Annotated in this window: 18 protein-coding genes and 1 tRNA gene; 8 read left to right on the forward strand and 11 right to left on the reverse strand. The window is 63.8% G+C overall.

The genetic code is table 11. The annotated features are described in order from the left end of the window. Nucleotides 1-32: 32 nt before the first annotated feature. On the forward strand, nucleotides 33-392 hold the full coding sequence (locus ACOZ4H_RS15670) for a PadR family transcriptional regulator (RefSeq protein ID WP_424330150.1): 360 nt from the start codon (nucleotides 33-35) through the stop codon (nucleotides 390-392). Nucleotides 393-476: 84 nt separating this feature from the next. Here ACOZ4H_RS15670 and ACOZ4H_RS15675 read toward each other — a convergent pair whose 3' ends face one another. The 3 genes from ACOZ4H_RS15675 to ACOZ4H_RS15685 are packed head-to-tail and all read right to left on the reverse strand — an operon-like array spanning nucleotide 477 to nucleotide 2,063. Then, complete coding sequence (locus tag ACOZ4H_RS15675) at nucleotides 477-1,031, reverse strand: DUF7108 family protein (RefSeq protein ID WP_424330151.1); 555 nt, start codon at nucleotides 1,029-1,031, stop codon at nucleotides 477-479. Then, nucleotides 1,024-1,620, reverse strand: coding sequence for a ribonuclease HI (gene rnhA / locus ACOZ4H_RS15680; protein WP_424330152.1), 597 nt, complete (start codon nucleotides 1,618-1,620; stop codon nucleotides 1,024-1,026). The genes ACOZ4H_RS15675 and rnhA overlap by 8 nt, the downstream gene beginning before the upstream one ends. Nucleotides 1,621-1,667: 47 nt before the next feature. Next, nucleotides 1,668-2,063: a hypothetical protein gene (locus tag ACOZ4H_RS15685; RefSeq protein ID WP_424330153.1), complete on the reverse strand. Its 396-nt coding sequence runs from the start codon at nucleotides 2,061-2,063 to the stop codon at nucleotides 1,668-1,670. 100 nt (nucleotides 2,064-2,163) lie between these two features. On the opposite strand from ACOZ4H_RS15685, the gene nreA reads away from it, so the two are divergent. Further along, nucleotides 2,164-3,453, forward strand: coding sequence for a DNA repair protein NreA (gene nreA / locus ACOZ4H_RS15690; protein WP_424330154.1), 1,290 nt, complete (start codon nucleotides 2,164-2,166; stop codon nucleotides 3,451-3,453). An 87-nt stretch (nucleotides 3,454-3,540) separates the two neighbouring features. Here the strand turns inward: nreA and ACOZ4H_RS15695 are convergent, their stop codons facing one another. Then, complete coding sequence (locus ACOZ4H_RS15695; protein WP_424330155.1) at nucleotides 3,541-3,702, reverse strand: DUF7560 family zinc ribbon protein; 162 nt, start codon at nucleotides 3,700-3,702, stop codon at nucleotides 3,541-3,543. Nucleotides 3,703-3,966: 264 nt separating this feature from the next. Here ACOZ4H_RS15695 and ACOZ4H_RS15700 point away from each other — a divergent pair, with 264 nt between their 5' ends. Continuing rightward, on the forward strand, nucleotides 3,967-4,383 hold the full coding sequence (locus tag ACOZ4H_RS15700) for a low molecular weight phosphatase family protein (RefSeq protein WP_424330156.1): 417 nt from the start codon (nucleotides 3,967-3,969) through the stop codon (nucleotides 4,381-4,383). Nucleotides 4,384-4,457: 74 nt separating this feature from the next. On the opposite strand, the gene ACOZ4H_RS15705 is transcribed toward ACOZ4H_RS15700, so the two are convergent. The 4 genes from ACOZ4H_RS15705 to ACOZ4H_RS15720 form a co-directional block, all read right to left on the reverse strand. Beyond that, nucleotides 4,458-5,315 (reverse strand): hypothetical protein, encoded by an 858-nt coding sequence (locus ACOZ4H_RS15705; protein ID WP_424330157.1) that lies wholly within the window; start codon nucleotides 5,313-5,315, stop codon nucleotides 4,458-4,460. Between the two features lie 252 nt (nucleotides 5,316-5,567). Beyond that, nucleotides 5,568-5,641, reverse strand: a tRNA-Ile gene (locus ACOZ4H_RS15710). 81 nt (nucleotides 5,642-5,722) lie between these two features. Next, nucleotides 5,723-6,280 carry an FxsA family protein gene (locus tag ACOZ4H_RS15715; protein WP_424330158.1) on the reverse strand — a complete coding sequence of 186 codons (558 nt, stop codon included), beginning with the start codon at nucleotides 6,278-6,280 and terminating at the stop codon, nucleotides 5,723-5,725. A gap of 74 nt (nucleotides 6,281-6,354) precedes the next feature. After that, nucleotides 6,355-7,731 carry a cytochrome P450 gene (locus ACOZ4H_RS15720; protein WP_424330159.1) on the reverse strand — a complete coding sequence of 459 codons (1,377 nt, stop codon included), beginning with the start codon at nucleotides 7,729-7,731 and terminating at the stop codon, nucleotides 6,355-6,357. Nucleotides 7,732-7,812: 81 nt separating this feature from the next. Here ACOZ4H_RS15720 and ACOZ4H_RS15725 point away from each other — a divergent pair, with 81 nt between their 5' ends. Beyond that, a complete protein-coding gene (locus ACOZ4H_RS15725; RefSeq protein WP_424330160.1) occupies nucleotides 7,813-9,426 on the forward strand; it encodes a DUF255 domain-containing protein in 1,614 nt (537 codons plus the stop codon). A gap of 76 nt (nucleotides 9,427-9,502) precedes the next feature. Then, complete coding sequence (locus ACOZ4H_RS15730) at nucleotides 9,503-10,309, forward strand: TrmB family transcriptional regulator (protein WP_424330161.1); 807 nt, start codon at nucleotides 9,503-9,505, stop codon at nucleotides 10,307-10,309. 91 nt (nucleotides 10,310-10,400) lie between these two features. Here ACOZ4H_RS15730 and mptA read toward each other — a convergent pair whose 3' ends face one another. From mptA to ACOZ4H_RS15745, 3 genes are all read right to left on the reverse strand, one after another. Further along, complete coding sequence (gene mptA, locus ACOZ4H_RS15735) at nucleotides 10,401-11,330, reverse strand: GTP cyclohydrolase MptA (protein ID WP_008310878.1); 930 nt, start codon at nucleotides 11,328-11,330, stop codon at nucleotides 10,401-10,403. Nucleotides 11,331-11,427: 97 nt separating this feature from the next. Further along, nucleotides 11,428-12,027, reverse strand: a complete 600-nt coding sequence (locus ACOZ4H_RS15740; protein WP_424330162.1) for a response regulator — start codon at nucleotides 12,025-12,027, stop codon at nucleotides 11,428-11,430. 74 nt (nucleotides 12,028-12,101) lie between these two features. Then, on the reverse strand, nucleotides 12,102-13,139 hold the full coding sequence (locus ACOZ4H_RS15745; protein WP_424330163.1) for an Lrp/AsnC family transcriptional regulator: 1,038 nt from the start codon (nucleotides 13,137-13,139) through the stop codon (nucleotides 12,102-12,104). A gap of 109 nt (nucleotides 13,140-13,248) precedes the next feature. Here ACOZ4H_RS15745 and ACOZ4H_RS15750 point away from each other — a divergent pair, with 109 nt between their 5' ends. From ACOZ4H_RS15750 to ACOZ4H_RS15760, 3 genes are all read left to right on the forward strand, one after another. Further along, complete coding sequence (locus ACOZ4H_RS15750) at nucleotides 13,249-14,334, forward strand: anthranilate phosphoribosyltransferase (RefSeq protein ID WP_424330164.1); 1,086 nt, start codon at nucleotides 13,249-13,251, stop codon at nucleotides 14,332-14,334. Between the two features lie 58 nt (nucleotides 14,335-14,392). Next, on the forward strand, nucleotides 14,393-15,325 hold the full coding sequence (locus tag ACOZ4H_RS15755) for an alpha/beta fold hydrolase (protein ID WP_424330165.1): 933 nt from the start codon (nucleotides 14,393-14,395) through the stop codon (nucleotides 15,323-15,325). A gap of 166 nt (nucleotides 15,326-15,491) precedes the next feature. Beyond that, complete coding sequence (locus ACOZ4H_RS15760) at nucleotides 15,492-16,040, forward strand: peptidylprolyl isomerase (protein ID WP_424330166.1); 549 nt, start codon at nucleotides 15,492-15,494, stop codon at nucleotides 16,038-16,040. The last annotated feature ends 8 nt before the right edge of the window (nucleotides 16,041-16,048 follow it).

Below are 16,048 nucleotides of genomic sequence, written 5' to 3' on the forward strand. Positions count from 1 at the left end.
GTGTTAAATAGCTTGCTGACATTTACCCAACTATGTCAGAGGCACAAACAGTTACTGACAGTCCGGGCATCGCAAAAGAACTTACCGCTTTTCAGCAGAATATCCTAGTAATACTTGCTGAGGAGCCGCGGTATGGTCTCGCTATCAAGCGCGAACTGGAAGAATACTACAACGACGAAGTCAACCACGGTCGCCTGTACCCGAACCTCGACGACCTCGTCGAGATGAGCCTCGTCGAGAAGAGCGAACTCGACAAGCGAACAAACCAGTACTCCCTGACAGAGTCGGGCAAGGACGCAGTCCTCGACCAGCTTGGATGGGTGTTCGGGAAGTTCATTTCCGATGACGGTCGAGCCGACGAACTCCGTGATCTGATCGCGGCGCAGCAGTAGATTCGCACCTGGGCACCTGCGAACTACTGTTAATCCATTCCTAACGCGAAACAAACATCGAATACCGACGGGTGTACTGAGCAGTTACACGTCGGGGACACGGCCACCGGCTTCTTCGACAGTGAGACGAATCGACTGTTCGAGGACCGACTGTTGTTCCTCAGTTGGCCAGGCGTTCCGGCGGACGTAGTCGTCCCGAAACTCCTGGATTTCGTCCGGTGTCGCCTCCGAAATCGGTTTCGCGTAGTGGTTGCCCATGAAATCGGCGAGCAGTTCCGCGTTGGCTCCGTGTGTCTCGCCGTGTGCTTGGGTAATAGCCTCGACGACAGCTCGGTTTGCAGCGTCGATCTCCGCCCACTCGTCCGGGTCACCGGGACCCGAGAGCCGTATCTCCACGCCGCGGTCGATGTCGTCGACTCGCTCCGGACGGATGACGCCGTCGTCGACCCATTCGACGGGATGGCAGACGAGTACGTCACCCGTCTCGTCGTTCCGGATGCGGGCAGTGTAGTCGTACTCGGCGAGGATTTCGTCGCGTTCGGTTCTGTAGGCGTCCGCCTCGGCATCGTCGACCGCCTCGCGAGCGAGTCTTGTCAGCCGTTCGGCCCGTTCGGTCACGTCTGTCGGCAGGTCAGTCATCGTCGAGTGCGTCGTTGGCTAGTTGGTCCGCACGATCGTTTATTTCCCGCGGAACGTGCTCGATCTGCCAGTCGTCGAAGTCGGTCAGCAGTTCGCGCACGCGGACGCGGTTTTCCCGCAGTTCGGGGTCGTTCGTATCCCACTCACCCCGAACCTGCTTGACGATAAGCTCCGAGTCACCCCGGATGTGGATGTCGTCGAACCCGTAATCGCGTGCCACTTCGATCGCTCGGATGAGTGCTTTGTACTCCGCCTGGTTGTTCGTCGCCGTTCCGATCGTCTCCCCGCCCTCCGTGACGATCCCGCTGTCGTCGACCAGCACGTAGCCGACCGAGGCCGGACCCGGGTTGCCCCGTGACGCGCCGTCGAAGTACGCGTGGACGCGCCCACCGTCATTGCCACGCAACAGCGCCTCAAGTTGTGCGGTCCCCTCACCCTGCACGACGACTTTTCCGTCGTAGGCGACTGCCGTCGCGTCGCCGTACTCGACGCGCCAGCGCTCGTGGTCAGTGTTTCCCTGCTGGATGTCGACTCCCGCGTCCGCCAGACGCTCGCGGGCCGTCGTCTCGTCGCATTCGATGACCGGCATTGTCCGAGGGTGGCTGACCCGTCGGTATAGACGTTGTGGTCGGCCTGTCAGTTCCCGGCGTTCCGGCTGATTCGTTCGGCACCGGTCTGTCGACCCTCTTCACCGCCCAGTACCCGTCCCAGGACACCGACCAACCCGCCGACGGCAATAACCGCCCCGGCTGCGAACATCACCGACAGGATGGGGTCGACAGGCTCGATGAAGATCGGAGAGAGAAACAGGAAAACACCGGACAAGATGGCTATCGCCGCTGCGACGGGGCTAACCTGTTTACCGGACGAGACGCGGTAGGTAGAGTGAGCGAGTGCGATAGCCGCGAGTTCCCCGACGAGAAGGTTGACAAGGGCCTGCTGGTACGCGACCGGAATGATCGCCGAGACGAATATGACGACCATGCTGACCAGCGTTGCACCGAGCAGGAACCACTTTGTTGTATCTACCATGATTTATAACACCTGTTGTTACTCAACCCAACCCCGTAAGAGTTACTCTCCCACGAACCGCCGGAAAGGTTCTTATCGGGGAGGGCCGAAAGCGTGACAGATGCAACTCGACGAGTTCATCGAGGGGTTCGAGGAGGACGAAGCCGCACAGCGGCGCCGCCTCGCGGCGGAGAAATCCTACGCCATCACGGACCACCTCGAAGACATCGAGCAGCAGCTCGAGGCCGCGGTGCAAGGGGATTCGCTGTTCGGATCGACGGCCCCGGAGATATTCGTCGGCCGGTCGGGGTATCCCAACGTCTCGACAGGACTGCTCTCCCCGGTCGATACCGACGCCGCCGCTGCCGGGTTCGCGACCAGCGGCGACTGGTACCAGGAGGGGCTGGGCATCGAGGACGTCCTCCAGCGCCGGACCGGAATGGTCAATTCCACCCAGACAACATCGGTCGACTCGGTCAGCGCCGGGGGCGGAAGAGGCAGTAGCGGGGTTCACGACGTCTGGAACGGCTTCGTCGGCGTCCAGCGTGAAGTCGCTATCGCGGACCATCCCGTTGACGTGGAGGTGGGTCTCGACGGGACTCCCGAGATGGACGTGAGTTTCGACGACGTTGGGACGCCGACGGGGCCGCGGGCCCACGCGACTGGTGCGGACCTGGCAGAGAATCCCCACGTGGCCCGCCCCGTCGAAAAGACGCTGTCGGACGACGACTGGCGCGCAGAGGGCGCGATGGCGTACCTGTACCGCCGTGGGTTCGACGTGTACGACATCAATACGATTCTCTCAGCCGGGGCGCTCGGGCAGGCCAGCGAGCGGTCGCTGGTGCCGACGCGGTGGTCGATCACCGCCGTCGACGACACAGTCGGGCAGTACGTCCGCGGCACGCTCCGCAACGCCGACACCATCGACAAGCCGGAACTGTGGTACAACGAGTACATGGGGAACCGCTACTGGGTCGTGCTCGCGCCCGGTCGCTGGGAGTTCGAACTCGTCGAAATGAAAGCCCCCCAGAGCGTCTGGAACCCACGCCCCGAGACGGGCTACTACATGTCCAGTGCTCACGAGGGCTACGATGGCCGGACCGCCTACGTCGAGGAGACTGCGGGGGCGTACTACGCGGCACGGCTCGGCGTCCTCGAACACCTCCAGGAGCGTGGCAAACAGGCGAAGTGTCTGGTGCTGCGGGAGATCACCGAGAACTACTGGGCGCCGGTCGGCGTCTGGCAGGTACGTGAGGGCGTCCGCAATGCCTTTGACGGCGAGCCTGGAACCGCCCAGTCCTTCCGGGAGACGCTGACGGCTATCGCCGACCAGCTTCCCGTCAGTCTCGGACAGTTACGGCGCAAGTCCGAACTCGTCGCCGGGCTTCAGTCACAGTTAAGCGATTTCTAACGGCGACCGAACTCGACAAAAACGGCCGCTCAAGTTCCTGCCGTCGGCACCGCCAGCCATCACTGCTCGTCAGGTCGACGGGACGGCTCAGGTACCATCGGTGTTGTGTGTCGGGATTTCGACGAACGCCGCGGCATCAACTGCTCCCGCACAAACTGGGCACCCAACCACCAGTAGACGCTCTCGAACACCGCCGTCAACCGTTGCACACGCATCACAGTTCGGACACGTGAAACGGTACTCCGGCATGTACTCAGGCACGGACTGGGATAGCTGAAGGAACTGCCCCCTCAATCTAGAGGGAATATAGGTGGTCTGATGTCGTACCGCCTGAAGAACGCTTCCCCCGTACTACCGCCTCACAGTCGTTCAAACATACCGCCTCAACCCAACGAGCGCATAATCGATAGCCGGCCCGGAATACCACTGACGTAGCCGGAGAGGATCAGGACTATATAGACCACAATAGCGGTCTTAGGAAGGGTTATTCCGCTCGCTCGGAACTAGTACGCGATGACTGATACGCCCCTGAAGTTCGGATTCGTCTGCGTTCAGAACGCGGGCCGAAGTCAAATGTCCGCAGCGTTTGCCGAACGAGAACGGACGCGTCGTGGACTCGAAGACGCGGTCGAGATCCTGACCGGCGGCACAGACCCCGCGGACGAAGTGCATCCGGAGGTCGTCGAGGCTATGGCAGAACGTGACATCGACCTGTCTGGCCGGGTCCCGCGAGCGGTCTCGGACGACGAACTCAACAGTTGCACCGTCGTTGCGACGATGGGGTGTTCGACGCTCGAACTCGACGCCGACGTCGCGGTGCGTGACTGGGCGCTGGACGATCCACACGGGCAGTCCGTCAAGCGGGTGCGAGAAATCCGGGACGAGATAGAAGGACGTGTCGCCGACCTGTTCGACGAATACACCGACTAACGGATATCTGACCGGGCGCTGGAGTCAGCGGGACCCAGCGCGTCGACCGAGCAGCCCCGGCCCTTGACCACTGGTTACCACTCGACGTACGTGAGATACTCGACCTGTTCGTACTCCAGTAGCCACGTTCCGTAGCTATCCGTGACATCGAGTCCCTCGTGTTCCCGAATGCGGTTAGTTACTGACCGGAACGCCTCGTCATCCTGAAAATACCCGCCGTCAATCGCCTCTTCGACCACTTCCCGCTCGGCTTCGGAAAGGCCCGTGAGCGTGAACAGGTACTGATCTCGAACCCGGTCGGCGAATGAGTCGACGCCCGACGTAACCGCTGTCGCCTCGTATCGGTATTCGGTCTCTGTTGTCGTTCGCGTACTGACTCCAACCCGATATCGGTCGCCGTTGTGGACGATAATATCGTACTGCTGCTCCGGAACGAACACTGACCCGTCACCCACTTCCTGGGTGGTACCGTACCCAATACCCACGTCGTACCCGTCTCCGCTGGGCGGGTTGTCGTCTGAAATGATCGGATCAAGGCGCTGGCGGTCCGCTGCCGGTAGCTCCTCGTAAGCGATTTCGCCGATTTCAGCCGTCGAATCAGCCGGATCGAAATCGAGTCGCACCTCGTACACCGTCACTTCGCTGCTCTCGAGTGGCGTCTCCGAAACCTCGTAGAAGGAGTCGCCGATCCGGACCGTATCGGTACGGTCGAACAACTCGGATCGACCCCGGCGCGTCGAAGAGGCGTTTTCGATGGCCGCCGAGACGACCGTGTATTCCGCCGACCCGGGCTCTGGCGAGATCGAAACCTGGTTGGCGATATCGGCCGCTGTCGCCTCGTCCATATCCAGCACGACGGAGGGATGGCCACAGCCGGCGACGGCCGTAGCGAGGAGGGTCGTTCCGCCCGCGAGGAACTGACGTCGTCGCATACAGCTACTGACAGGCAACCGGAAGGAAAGTTTTCTGGGTGTGTTTGTTCGTGGTCGGAATCGTGCAGACACGCCTCACTCGTGAGAACAGCCTGAGTCGTAGTAAACGCCAGACGGCGGTAGGGTCCGCAAGGTCCCCTTGCGAGTTGACAAATACTCCTCTCAACAGAATTTTTCTATTCCGTCGAAATCGTCGAACTATGGCGCTGTGGATCCGATTCTGGTAAAGCCAGGAACGGGAAGAACTCGGTATGGGCCAACGCGGATTTGAACCGCGAACCTCCCGGTTATCAGCCGAGCGCTCAACCTGATTGAGCTATTGGCCCAACGCATTCAGTTGTACCCGAGGGGTATTGAAAAGGGTAACGTTTCGCGGCCGGTTGGGGATGTGAAACCGCGTCAGGGCTTCAGTTTTCGTCGTTGTCTTCGAAGTCGACATCGGTGGCGTCGTTGGGATCGAAAGAGGTTCCGGAGCCGGAACCGGAGCCCGGGCCGGGGCCGTCCTTCGGGCCGGTCGGACCCTGGCCAGTCGGGCCGCCGTCGTCGTCGGGGAAGCCGCCGATGTACACCTGGCCGCTGGCGAAGCCGCCGGTCTTGGCGTCGATGTAGGGCCGGACGACCCAGCGGCGCGTGGCGGCGCGGACGGGGTACCGGGTGAACGGCACCGCGAGCAGGAGGCCGACGAAGTCCGTCACCAGACCGGGGGTGAGGAAGAACGCGCCGGCGGCGATGAGGAGACCGCCGTCGATGAGTTCGTCGGTCGGGAGTTCGCCGACGGCGAGCCGCTGTTGGATCTTCCGGAGCGTCGCACGGCCTTCGGCGCGGACCAGCAGCATGCCGACCAGCGCCGTCAGGACGACGAGCGCGACCGTCACGAGCGCGCCGAGGAACGGTATCGCGACCGTCACCAGCAACACGATGTCGAACAGCGGGATGAGCAGCAACAGCCCGATGACCCGGAGCATACCACTGCTTGCAGGCCCGCCCCCAAACGCCTTTCGAGAGCGGGACCGGGCTGTTGGCCGACCGGGGTAGCGGGTCAGCGTTCCCGCAGTCGGACCTCGATAGGCTCTGTGGGACTCAGCGTAATCTGCATCGCCAGCGACAGCGGGGGTTCGGTGACCGCCTCGACAGCGTACTGCTGGGCAATGGTCGCCAGCGCGAGTTTGGCCTCCATCCGGGCGAAGCGCATCCCGATACAGTGGCGCGGGCCGCCGCCGAAGGGGTAGTAGGCGTAATCCGGGAGAGACGCTTCGAGGTCGTCGTTCCACCGTTCAGGGCGGAACGCGTCGGGCGCGTCGTACCAGCGCTCGTCCCTGTGGACGAGCCACTGCGGGAGGGTGAGCTGTGCGTCCGGGGAGAGTTCATACCCGCCGAGTGTCACCGGCTCCGTCGGCTGACGGAATACGGTGAAAGCGGGCGGGTACAGCCGGAGCACCTCGTTCAGCACGGCGTCGAGATACGGCAGTTCGAACAGGTCCTCGGGCGTCGGCCGGCTGTCCCCCAGCGTCGCGTCGAGTTCCTCGTGCAGGCGCTGCTGGCGCTCGGGGTTGTTCGCCAGCAGGAACCAGGCGTAGGTCAGCGTCAGCGCCGTCGTGTCGTGCCCGGCGACGAGGAAGGTCAGCAGCTGGTGGCCCAGCCGCTCGCGGTCCATCGTCTCGTCGTCGAGCGAGAGCAGCAGGGAGAGCACGTCGTCGCGGGCCTCGCGGGCGCTCGCGTCCTCGCGCTGGCGGGCGGCGATAACGTCGTCGAGCGTGGACTGGAACTCGGCCAGCGAGCGATTGACCGCCCGGTTCGTCGGCGTCGGGACCCACAGCGGGAGGTATGCCGACAGCGACCGCGGGTCCAGCCGCTTACGCAGCGCGTCCAGCAGCGGCTCCAGCGCGTCCGCAGTGGTCTCGATGTCCACGTCTAACAGCGTCTTCCCGAGGATGTTCAGCGTCAACGACTGCATGTGCGGGCGCACGTCGATGCGCTGGCCGTCGGCCCAGCCCGTCGCCGTCCGGTCGGCGAACGCGGTCATCGTGTCGCCGTAGGCGGCGATGCGCTCCCGGTAGAACGCCGGCTGGAGCGCCGTCCGCTGGCGCTGCCACTCCTCGCCCTCCAGCAGAAACAGCCCCTCACCGATGAACTGCCCGAGGGTATCCTGGAGGAGGCGCCCCTTCTCGTAGGCATCAGCGTCGGTTACCAGCACTTGCTCGACGAGATCGGGATGGCAGACGAAACAGCCCGTCGTCCCGGCGACGTTGTACCCCACCACGTCGGCCTCGTGAGCGCCGGCACGGTCATAGAACCCCAGCGGGTCGCGCAACATCGCAACGGTGTTGTCGACGAACGGGATGCGACCGAGACTGGGCGGCTGGTCACCCGGTGTGACCGGCTCCGGTAGTTCGGGAATCGCCTGCTGGGTATCCATCGTCGTCGCTTGTGCCGCCCCGCCAATCGGTCTTTCGCCGAGAGTGAGAGGGCCTTTGTACGCCCACCGCCCAGACCTGGTATGGACGAATACGCACGCGACACCAAGGTCGAGTGGCGCGAATGGGGCACAGCCCCGTTCGAGGACGCCGCCGAGTCAGGGAAGCCGGTACTGCTGGCGCTGACGGTCCCGTGGAGCGCCGAATGCCGGGCAATGGACCGAGGCACGTATGGCGAGCCACGCATCGCGGCCAACATCAACGACGGGTTCGTCCCGGTCCGGGTCGACGCCGACCGCAATCCGCGGGTCAGAGAGCGGTACACGATGGGCGGGTTCCCATCGACGGTGTTTCTCACCCCCGAGGGCGAGGTCATCACCGGGGCGACGTTCCTCGGACCGGACGGGTTCCGCGGTATTCTAGACTCCGTGCGAGAATCGTGGGACGCACAGGGCGCGGCGGCGGGCTCTGTCCCCCGGCAGTTACAGGACGAATCGCCGCCGGCCGGCGAGCTCCGCCCGCGCATCGAGGAGCACATGGTCGAGCAACTACTGGGTGCGTTCGACGACGAGTTCGGCGGCTGGGGAACCGACGTGAAGTTCCCGCTCCCGCGGACTGTCGAGTTCGCCCTCGTCCGGGCGCGGGACCAAGCCACCCGGACACTTGAAGCGATCCGCACGCACCTGCTTGACACCTACGACGGCGGCTTCTTCCGGTATTCGACGGAGCGCAACTGGGGGAACCCCCGGCGAGAGAAACTGCTGGACGAGAACGCCGCCCTGGTACGGGCGTTCGCGCACGGCTACCGCTACACAGGAACCGAGGCGTACCGGGACGCCGCCCAGCGGACCGTCGACTACCTCACGATGACGCTGTGGGCCGACGACGCGTTCGCGGCGAGTCAAGCCGGTTCGGACGAGTACTACCGGCTGGAGCCGAGCGAGCGCGAGGGGACGGTGTCTCCGAACGTCGACGAGACGGTGTTCGCCGACCGCAACGGGCTCGCCATCGATGCCCTGCTGTGGGTCGCTGCCTACACCGACGACGAGCGCGCCCGGCAGTACGCCAGTCGCGCCCGCGACGCCGTCTGTGAGTCGCTCGTCGACGGCGGCGAGGTGGCCCACTACGACGGCGCGGACAGCGACACCGGCCTGCTGCTGGACCAGGCCCAGCTCCTCCAGGGCCTGACGACGAGCTGGCAGGTCCTCGGCGAGCCGGGGCCAGCCAGAGCTGTCGCCGACTGGACCATCGAAAACCGCCGGCAGGACGGCGGGGCGTTCCGCGACGGCCCCGCCAGCGGAGCGGGGCTCTGTAACCGCTCGCTCCATCCGCTTGACGCGACAGTGGAGCTGGCCGACGCACTGGTCGACCTCGCGGCGCTCACCGGCGAGGACCGGTACCGTAACGCGGCGCTTTCAGCTGTCGAGTCCTTCGCCGGCGCGGCCGAACGGATGGGCGTCGAGGTAGCCGGCTACGCCACCGTCGCAGCCCGCCTCCAGCAGCCCCAGACGCTCACGGTCGGCACCGAAGCCGGAACGGACCTCCACCGCGCGGCGCTGCGGCTGGCCGACCACGAAACCACCGTCGTTCCGGAGCCGGACGGCGACGGCACGGCGCGGCTCCTCGACGGCGACGCTATAGTCGCCGAGGGCGCGACACCATCCGAACTCGAAGGCGCGCTGACCGGCGAACACTGACAGGAACAACGGCAGCAAACGTGGACAAACGGTAAACGCCCGATAAGTTTTTGCACGCGTACCCTGATGTACGGGTATGTCCAGTCTCAGAGACCTCGGACTCTCCGAGTACGAAGCCAGAGCGTACCGGTCGCTGCTGGAAACGGGGCCGACAACGGCCAAGGAACTATCCCGGGCCAGCGACGTGCCGATGGGCCGCATCTACGACGTGCTCAACAGCCTCGAAACGTACAACCTGGTCCGCAGCCAGACCGCCAGCCGACCCAAGAAATACGTCGCGGTCGAGCCGGATACGGCCCTCGACCGCTTGCTCGAGGACAAGAAACGCGAACTCCAGGAGAAGGTGGGCCAGTACGAGGACATCGTCGACGACCTCTCGTCGCAACTGGAGTCGGCAGATCCCGTCGAGGAGCCGTTCTGGACGGCCGCCGTCGGCCCCAACGACTCGCTTGACCTGTTGCTTGAACGGCTGGCCGCCGCCGACGACGAGATCATCATGGTCGGCTCGGCACCCGCCCGGCAGGTGGACATTCTCTCCGGCACCGAGCGGATCGTCGACGAACTCGAAGCGGCGTTAGAGCGGGGCGTGGACGTATCCCTGCTCGTCAGACCGGACCTGTTCGAGAGCCTTCCCGAGGAAGCCAACCGGGAGTACTACGAGCGCCTCTTCCACTACGACAACTACAGCGCCCGCGCCAGCCCGAACATCAGGACCACGTTCGAGCTACTGGACGGCGTCGAAGTCTGTATCGAGGTCCCACATCCCCTCGGCCGGGAGGAGACCTTCGGCGTCATCGACATGAAAGACTCGGATTTCACTGCCGATATCAACAAGGCCTTTGAAGAACACTGGGCCGAAGCGACGCCGGTCGGGCCGCCGTAACTGGTAATCAGAGAGCTAGAATCACAGCCAGCGACCGCGATATCGCGGGTCGCTACGCTCCCCGCTCAACGTCCCGAGGACTTCGCTGCGCTCAGTCCTCGCTAACTTCCTGCCGCAGATCGCCCAACTGCGCCACACGCTCGGCGTGGGCGTTGTGCTGGTGGATGGACTCGTCGTTGGACTGTTTCATCGTCACAACGGCATCGTCCGGAAGGTCCGGGAACGTCTCGACGACGCCTTCGGCGAGCGCGCGAACGCAGTCCTCGACGAACTTGGCGTCTTTGTGGGCCTCGTAGGTCATGTGGTCCTCGTCGGGCCGCTTCGCGAGGTTGTAGATGCGGGCACTCATCGAGTCGCGGGCGACTTCGATGAGTTCGTTCAGGTCGACTTCGGGCGCGCCCTCGCTCTGAACGGTGAGCGTGGCGTGGCCCCGCTGTGAGTGGCCGGCCTGCGGGTTCGTTTCGAGGAACTCCTCAATGACGTCGTCATCGACATCTAGCTGCTGGAGCGTCTCGCGGGCACGAGAGGCTGACATCCCCTGTGAGCACGGGCAGACGGTCATCCCGGTGACACGAGCGCCGATTTCCTCGCTCGTCCCGTCTTCGGTCGCCGTCGCCGAGGCGATGATATCAGCAGTCGACTGCGTCGGCATCCCGGAGGCCGGCGTGGACTCGTGGGTGACGTACTCCGCTTCCATCCGGACCTCCGCCTTCGTCGTGTAGTCGTGTTTCTCCAGCAGAAGTTCGGCGGCGTCGCCACAGACGTCCTCAACGCGGTAGGCTTCCTCCGACACGGCGGTTTCCAACGTCTCGTCGATAACCTCCATATTGCGGGACATATCCGCCCCCTTTCGCCAGGACGGCAGATCCACGAACACTTCGAACTCCGCCATGAGTACGATGGGGTCGCGGTCACGACGCCCCAGTTTGACGAGTTTTTCGACGCCCGTCACACCGACGCGATTGAGACCGACCGTTACGTCCGGACTCGACGCCTGCACGTCCGGGAGTTGCTGACTCATTGCCCCCTCTATGGAAGAGAATCGGTTAGTGCTTTCGAAAGGGTGGGTAGGTCGCCGTGAGCATCGCCACCGCAGAAACTACCCGCTCCAAACTCGATCAGAGCTGTGTACTGTCCGGCATCGATTCACCCGTCTCGAAGTCCCGGAACAGCAACTCGAAGTCAGTGGCGTCGAACGAATCGGTGATCTCGTCAAGCTCCGCTCGTACCTCCGCCAGCTCAGCCTCCAGTTCAGTGAACTCCTCGCTCTCGTCGAGGACGCTCTGTGGTTTCGAAGATTCCAGTGCGGCGTATTTCGCCGTGAGCGAGTAGCACTCACGCAGGCGTTCCTCGTAATCGGCGTACAGGCGCAACTGTTCGATTGTCTGGAATAAGTCCTCCTTCGACACCGGTTTGATGACGTAATCGTCGAAGGGCATCTCGATGATGTCGAAATCGGGATCCACTGCGGTCACCATCGCCACGCGCGTATCGTAGCGTTTCTCACGGATCGCCGACAGCACCTCGTCGCCGGAGAGATCCGGCATCCGTCGGTCTAGCAAGACAACGTCGACCGCCGAATCCAGTTTCGAAAGGGCGGCCTCACCGCTGTACGCCGTCTCGATTGTGTACCGATCCCGCAACTGTTCCGCGTACATGTCGGCCACCGCTGGCTCGTCGTCAACGACGAGGATTGTCGCACGCCGACCCTTTGTCATTAGCTAGCATGTTTATAGCAGAATTTCAAAAGGGTTCCGGCTGCCTTATACCGATCTGCCTTATTTACCAAGCCCTACTGGCCGACAATGTCGTCGTACCGTGCTCCGGTCTGTTTGAGCGTCGCCGTCGAGTAGAGCCGGTCGTGGTCGTAGGGGAGGTGGTCGGTCGCGAGTTCGTCTATTTTCTGGTCGACCACGGTTGCTTCACGGCCGTGAATCATGGTAAAGAGGTTGTACTGCCAGTCCTGGTCCGGGCGGCGTGGCCGGTGGTAGCACAGCGTGACATAGGGGAGTTCGCCGACCGCCTGTCCCCGCTCGTCGAGGGCGTCGTCCGGTACGTCCCAGACGACCATGCAGTTGTTGTCGAACCCGGTGACGATGTGGTTGACGACACAGCCGATGCGCTTGATACAACCGGTTCGCTTGAGCCGCTTGATAGCTGAAAGTACTTCGGACACGTCGGCATTGACGGCCGCTGCCACCTCCCGGTAAGGCGTTGCGACGAGCGGGAAGCCAGTCTGGATTTCGAGCAGCAGTCGCCGGTCTAGCTCCGAGAGGTCGGCGGCGGCGTCTTCGCTGATTCGAGTTGCACTGGCGTCAGTCGTCTCTAAGCTCTCCCGCGCGAACCGGTCACCGTTGACGACCGGGAACTCCAGGTCGATGTAGTAGTCGGTCAACATCGGCAGGACGAGCACCGAGCAGCCGGTTCGCTCCTCGATGTCCGCCAGAATCTCGTCGCGTCGCTGTCGGGACCCCGCGGTGACAACGAACCACATGTTCCACTCGTGGTCGCGAGCGTAGTTGTGGTTCACCTGCCGGTACTCGTTGATGATCTCGGCTACCTCGTCGAATCGGTCCTCTGGAGCACTGACAGCAGCCAGCGTCGAAGAGCCGATAACCGGCGGATTCAGAACCGGGCCGAACCGACGGAAGATACCGTCGTCACGGAGCGTCTTGACCCGGTCAAGTGCTGTCTCTGCCGAGACCCCCAACGCGTCACCGACAGCCTCAAACGGGCGTTCCTGAATCGGGAAGTCGCTCTGGAACTCGTCGATGAGCGCGGCGTCTACCTCGTCGATGCGCTCGCGCCACTCGCCCGACTGGAGACTCATTGATTCTCATTGGGAGTGTAATGGTGTATCCCTTTCGGGACCCCGGCCAGTTCCCGCAAATTGAGAACGAAACGCAGGGGCTTTTGAACTCTGGCCCGAACACGTTTCCATGGCGCAAGCGACCCGGGAGTACGGCGAATGGCCGCTCAAACGACTCATGACGGAAGTCGTCGGCTCTGGCCACAAATCGGCCGACGACATGTCCCGCACACAGGCCCGGGAGGCGTTCCAGCGCATCCTCGGCGGCGAACCCGACCACACGACGCTTGGCGCGTTCTGGCTCGCCAACCGCTGGAAACGCAACACCCCAGAGGAACTGGCTGCGTACGTCGACGTGATGGCCGAGGAATCAGTCGAGACAGCTACTCCGGAAGCCGACCCGGTCGACTGCGGGGCCAACTACGACGGCAAGGGCCGGTCCGCGATTCTCGGCGTCGGCGCGGGTGTCGTTGCCGCCGCCGCCGGCACGCCCGTTGTCGTTCACTCCGGCGACCGCGTCCCGACGCAGAAGCAGGACGCCTACAAGCACGTGCTGGACGAACTGGGCGTCCGGACCGAAATCGAACCGAGCGAAAGCGCCGATATGGTCGACGAGGTCGGCTTCGGTTTCTACTACCAGCCCGCGTTCAACCCAGGCATCAACGCCCTGTTCGAGCGCCGCGACAACATGGGCGTCCGGACATTCGTCAACACTGTCGAGACGCTCGCGAACCCGGCCAATGCAAGCGTGCATCTGGGCAGCTTCTACCACCTCGCCTTCGCGAAGAAGATGGTCCGAACGCTTGCCCGGTCTGAGACCAGCAGCGTCGAGCGCGCCCTGTTTTTCCAGGGGATGGAAGGCTACGACGACGTTCGCCCCGGCGAGACGGTCGTGGCCGAATGGCCCGTCACCGGCGAGGAGTCCGACGACGAGGACATCGCGGACTTCGAAATCCGTACCGGCGAGTACGGGATGGACATCGAGAGCGAGGATCTGCAGGTCGATGACGTGGCCGAGGAATCGGCGGAGATAACCGAAGCCGTGCTGACCGGCGAGCGCGAGGACGGGTTCGCTGATGCCGTCGCGCTCAACGCCGCCCTCCGCATTTATGCCCGCGAGGACGCCGACAGTATCCAGGACGGCCTCGAGCAGGCCCGTGACGCGATTGCCGACGGCAGTGCGGCGGACACGCTCGACGATCTCCAGGCCTTCTAATCGACGACAGGGCCGGAAGAGCGGAACCCACTTCTACCGAGCGGGCGAAGAGGTGTCGATGGGACAACACGCCAGCGCTCGCGACAGCACTGCGTGGACGGTACCCGCATCCGAGACGGCCGGTATCCACGAGCTGGTCGACACCAACGGTATCAGGCTTCACGCCGTGACCGCTGGGCCGCCGGACGGCGACCTCGTCGTCCTGCTGCACGGCTTTCCGGAGTTCTGGTACGCCTGGAAACACCAGATACCGGCGCTCGCCGACGACGGCTACCGTGTGGTCGCTCCGGATCTCCGGGGGTACAACCACTCCGACAAACCCAGCGGCGTCGCGGCGTACCATATTGACGAACTGGTCGCCGACGTCGCGGGCCTCGTTTCGGCGTTCGACCGCGAGCAGGCCAACGTGGTCGGTCACGACTGGGGCGGCCTAGTGGCCTGGCAGACCGCTATTGACCGTCCCGATGTCGTCGACCAGCTAGCGGTCCTGAATGCTCCCCACCCGTCGGCCTACGAGCGAGAACTCCGCCGCTCGCTCGACCAGATTCTGCGCTCGTGGTACGTGCTGTACTTCCAGCTCCCGGTCCTGCCGGAAACTGGCCTCCGCTGGAACGACTTCACCCTGCTAGAGCGGATGCTGACGAAAGGACCGACCCGACCCGACGCCTTCACCGAGACGGACATCGAGCGATACAAGCGAGCCCTCGGACAGCCGGGCGCGCTCACGGCCGCGGTCAACTACTACCGGGCGCTTGCCCGGCGGAACGCAAAGCTGACGCTCACGGAGGGCGGCGTCGGCGACCGACCGGTGGCGGCGCCGACGCTCCTCGTCTGGGGCGTGCAAGACGACGCGCTGTCGCTTTCGCTGACCGAGGACCTCGACGAGTGGGTTCCGGACTGTCGGGTCGAGCGGCTCCCGGCAGCGAGCCACTGGGTCCAGTTCGACGCCCCCGAACAAGTGTCGGACCACCTGCTAACACACCTGTCGTAGCCCGGAATGGCGAACAGCCGACACTTCCGTCCGCGTGGCGACGTGTCGGGCTCCCGCGACCCGCCACGCGGCGGCTACTCAAACCATGGCGGCGATGGCCTCGTTACAGTACTTGAACCCTCGGTCAGTAAGCAGGCTTTTCTGCCGGGCTTCCCTCCGACTGAGTATGAGCGACTTGACTGCGACCCTCCACACGACAGAGGGTGAAATCGAAGTCGAACTGTACGACGAGCGCGTGCCGACCACCGTCGAGAACTTCGTCGGCTTGGCCGAAGGTGCCGACGACTACGACGGGACCGAAATCGGCCCGGGGACCGGTGCGTGGGAAGACCCCGAATCCGGCGAGAAGCGGATCGATCCGCTGTACACCGATATCGACATCCACCGCATCATCGAGGACTTCATGATCCAGATGGGCGACCCGACCGGCACCGGCCGCGGCGGCCCCGGCTACTCCTTCGACGACGAGTTCCACGACGAACTCAGTCACGACGGCCCGGGCGTCCTCAGCATGGCCAACAGCGGCCCGAACACCAACGGCTCGCAGTTCTTCATCACGCTCGACGCCCAGCCCCACCTCGACGGCAAACACGCCGTCTTCGGGAAGGTCATCGACGGGATGGAGGTCGTCGAGTCCATCGGTAGCGTCGACACCGACCGAAACGACGCGCCGACCGAGGAGATGCTGCTCGAATCCGTCGAAATCCACCGGTAACCGGCCGT

The sequence above is a fragment of the Haloarcula amylolytica genome (assembly GCF_049705545.1).
Lineage (GTDB): Archaea > Halobacteriota > Halobacteria > Halobacteriales > Haloarculaceae > Haloarcula > Haloarcula amylolytica_B.